General features: G+C 55.6%; 2 protein-coding genes and 1 pseudogene. All 3 read left to right on the forward strand.

Going from position 1 to position 3607, the window contains the following annotated elements:
* The coding region (locus HP546_RS27660) for an RHS repeat-associated core domain-containing protein (protein WP_172232236.1) at window positions 1-2123 on the forward strand (2123 nt) is incomplete at its 5' end.
* A gap of 12 nt (window positions 2124-2135) precedes the next feature.
* Window positions 2136-2654: an SMI1/KNR4 family protein gene (locus HP546_RS27665; protein ID WP_172232239.1), complete on the forward strand. Its 519-nt coding sequence runs from the start codon at window positions 2136-2138 to the stop codon at window positions 2652-2654.
* A 161-nt stretch (window positions 2655-2815) separates the two neighbouring features.
* Window positions 2816-3607: pseudogene (locus HP546_RS27670) on the forward strand (type IV secretion protein Rhs); the annotation flags it as partial.

Below are 3607 nucleotides of genomic sequence, written 5' to 3' on the forward strand. Positions count from 1 at the left end.
CCTACAACGTCTACGGCCAAGTACTCAGCCACACCGACGGCAAGGGCCAGACCACCCGCCTGCTGCGCACCGCCCGCGGCCTGCCCGGCAGCCGCCAGGATGCCAAGGGCCAGCGGGTGCGCTACGAATACGACAAGGCCATTCGCCTGACCGCGCTGGTCAACGAGAACAACGCCACCTACAGCTTTGCCTACGACGTGTCGGACCGGCTGACGGAAGAGGTGCGGGTGGACAACCTGACCCGGCGCTTCAGCTACAACGTTGGCGGGCATCTGACGCGGCTGGAGGAGATTGGTTACGGCGAAAATGCCGAGCGGCCGCAGCGGCATACGCTGTTCGAGCGTGATGCTATTGGCCGCTTGCTCAGCAAGCTGAACAGCGACGCACAGCAGCAGTTCAGCTATGACGACGCTGACCGGTTGCTGAGCATCCAGCGACAGCCCAGCGGGATCGGCAAGCAACTTGGCATCACCGAAGAAAAGCTGGAATACACCTACGATCTGCTGGGCCGGCTGACGCAGGAAATCACTCCAGATGGGAAGCTCAGCTACGAATACGACCCGCTCAGCAACCTGACCACGCTGACGCTACCGGATGGGCGCAAGGTCAACCACCTGTATTACGGCAGCGGCCACCTGCACCAGCTGAACCTGGATGGCCAGGTGATCAGCGACATGGAGCGCGATGACCTGCACCGCGAGGTGTACCGGACCCAGGGCAAGCTCACCAGTTGCTTTGGCTATGACGCCATGGGGCGCAAGGCCTGGCAGTTTGCCTCGATCTTGCCCGCCGACAAGCTGTCGCAAGTGCACAACACCGGGGTGAATACCGCGCTGCTGGTGGAACATGCCTATAACCCGATTCACCGACGTTACCAGTACGACCCGGCGGGTGAACTGGTGCGCACGCTGGACAAGCTGCGTGGCGAGATCAAGTACGAATACGAAGCCAACGGCCAGTTGCGTAGCCGAGATACCGGCTCGCTGGTGGGTAGCGAAGAGTTTCGTTATGACGCAGCGGCGAACCGGCTGGACTTCAATGCGCGGCAGTTCGACAAGGTCAAGGACAACCGGATCAAGCGGTGGCGTGATCAGGAGTATCGCTATGACCCTTGGGGTAACCTGATCGAAAAGCGCTCGGGGACCGGCAAGCTGCAGCACTTCAGCTATGACTGCGAAAACCGGCTGGTGCGGGCGGAGACGCTGGTTAATGGCAAGCTGGAAAGCCGGGGTGAGTATCGCTATGACAGCTTAGGGCGCCGGGTAGCCAAGCAGGCTGAGATCAATGGCCAGGTCGAGCAGAAGCGCTTTCTGTGGCAAGGGCTGAGGATGCTGCGCGAGGAAACGCCGGGGCAGAGCACTCTCTACCTGTATGAACCAGGTACCTATGCGCCATTAGCCAGGGTTGATCAGTTAGAAGGCGAAGAGCAAAAACTCTACTACTTCCATACGGATCAGATTGGTACACCGTTGGAGATGACGGATAGCGATGGCAAGATCGTTTGGCAGGCGATCTATCGCTCGTGGGGGGCTGTAGAGCAGCTAGCCGTTAGCGATGTCGATCAGAATTTACGATTTCAAGGTCAGTATTTTGATGCGGAAACTGAGCTGAATTATAATACATTCCGCTACTATGATTCAGGGGTTGGGCGCTTTGTAACCCAAGACCCAATCGGGGTGTTGGGTGGAGTTAACCTCTATAACTATGGAGTAAATCCGACATCTTGGATTGATCCTTGGGGCTGGAGTGCAAAGCCATCGCACTCCCCTGATGTTGCCAAATGGCTCGAAAAAGGTGGTTCCGTGCATATGGAAATTGACGGGCGCACATGGGTTTATCAAGATTGGGAGAGTAATGTAGTAAGGTATCCAGGGGGGCACCCTGATTTTACTCCATTCGAGCGGCAGAAAGTTGATGTTCCTGACTTGAAAGGGAATCACGGGAAAAATCCTGGTGGAGACTTTGGCAAGGCAGATGCGCTTGCGCCACAAGGTAAGGCTGACTATGCAAAAAATACTTGGCATCACCATGAAAACATGATGACAATGCAGGAAGTTCCTAAGAAGATCCACAACAGGTTCACCCATTCGGGTGGTGTTAAGAATATGAAATCAAGTTGTTAGTGAGGTGAGAAAATGCCTATAGTTTACAAGGCGGGCTTGACTGATGCTGCACTGAATTCTCTAGAGGCTACAGTTAAGGTTCCTTTGCCAACTGATTATAGGAGCCTGCTGGCACGCATGAATGGGTTTTACTTAACTGATCCTGATTATGGGCAGTTGCCATTAAGATCAGTTGAAGATGGCGTGGTTAGTTTTGATCGTTTGTTTGGGGTCGTTCCTGAGGAGGAGTGTAATGATCTGGTTAGCTTTAATGATGAATTCATCCCTGAGTTAATATTTATTGATGGTGTTCTGGCGATTGGCGAGGATGGGGGGGGAAATCCCTATGTTCTCATAACTGAGGCGGGTCGGGAGGGGGTTTATTATTGGGATAGAACCCACCTGCACGAATCTGATAAAATAAATAATTTTGATATCGCGGAGCGGGGCGATTGCGGTAACCTTTATAAGATTGCAAATTGTATTGATGAATTCTATGATTTAATTCTAGCATCGCTGTCTGGTGGTGTTGAGTTCTTGAAGGAAAGTTGATCTTGGCGATATGCGTGCGCCGGTTCTTTAAAAGTGTATCGTTTAATGTGGCTCTGCTAGTGTATATGCGGGGCCCGTTCTTCATGCAAATTAGGTTTATGTCTCGCATTGCTTGTGCAAGCTAGCGAATAGATTTGGTTTTCATCGAAGGCGTCAATTGACTTTTGCAAACCCTCGACAACCTGTTCTTCTACTTCGGCGAAGTGCCGGACACCAACACCGAAGTGCCGCTGCAACGCATCGAGAACGCCCTCGGCCACTTCCTGCATTTCACCCGCACCCCCGACGGCACCCTGACCGACATCAGCGCCACCGGCGGCACCCGCGTGCACCTTCACTACGACAACCCGCTGGGCCGCCTGACCGATATCAAGCGCGTGGTCAACAACCAGGCCGTCGAAACGCTCACCCAGTACCGCTACGACGAACACGGCCAGCTGACCGCGGTAATCAACCGCAACGGCGACACCGTGCGCAGTTTCAGCTACGCCGAAGGCCTGATGGTGACCCACAGCAACGCCCTGGGGCTGGGCTGTCACTACCGCTGGGAAACGCTGGGCGATAAACCACGGGTGGTCGAGCACTGGACCAGCGACGGCGAACACTTCCATTTCCGCTACGACCTGGACGCCCGCACCAGCTGGGCCACCGACGTGCTCGGCCGCGAGCTGGAAGTGCAGTACAACGCCGACCACCGCGTGGTCGCCAGCCGTGACTACGGCGGCGAGCGGTACGCCATCGCGCTGGACGAGCAGGGCAACATGGTCGGCCTGAGCTTGCCAGACGGCAATCGCCTGGCCTTCAAGTACGACGAGTACGCCCGCCTGCTGGAAGAAACCGACCCGCTGGGCCGCAAGATCCGGTACGAATACCACCACCTGACCAAGCTGGTGACCCAGGTCCGCTATCCGGACGGCAGCACCTGGCAGCCGCGTCAAAGAGGTTTGGAATGC

It is taken from the genome of Pseudomonas sp. CM25, from assembly GCF_013179705.1.
In the GTDB taxonomy this organism is placed as follows: Bacteria; Pseudomonadota; Gammaproteobacteria; order Pseudomonadales; family Pseudomonadaceae; genus Aquipseudomonas.

Coding starts and splice junctions, on each gene's coding strand:
- HP546_RS27665 (WP_172232239.1), top strand. CDS start 2,136: ATGCCTATAGTTTACAAGGCGGGCTTGACTGATGCTGCACTGAATTCT.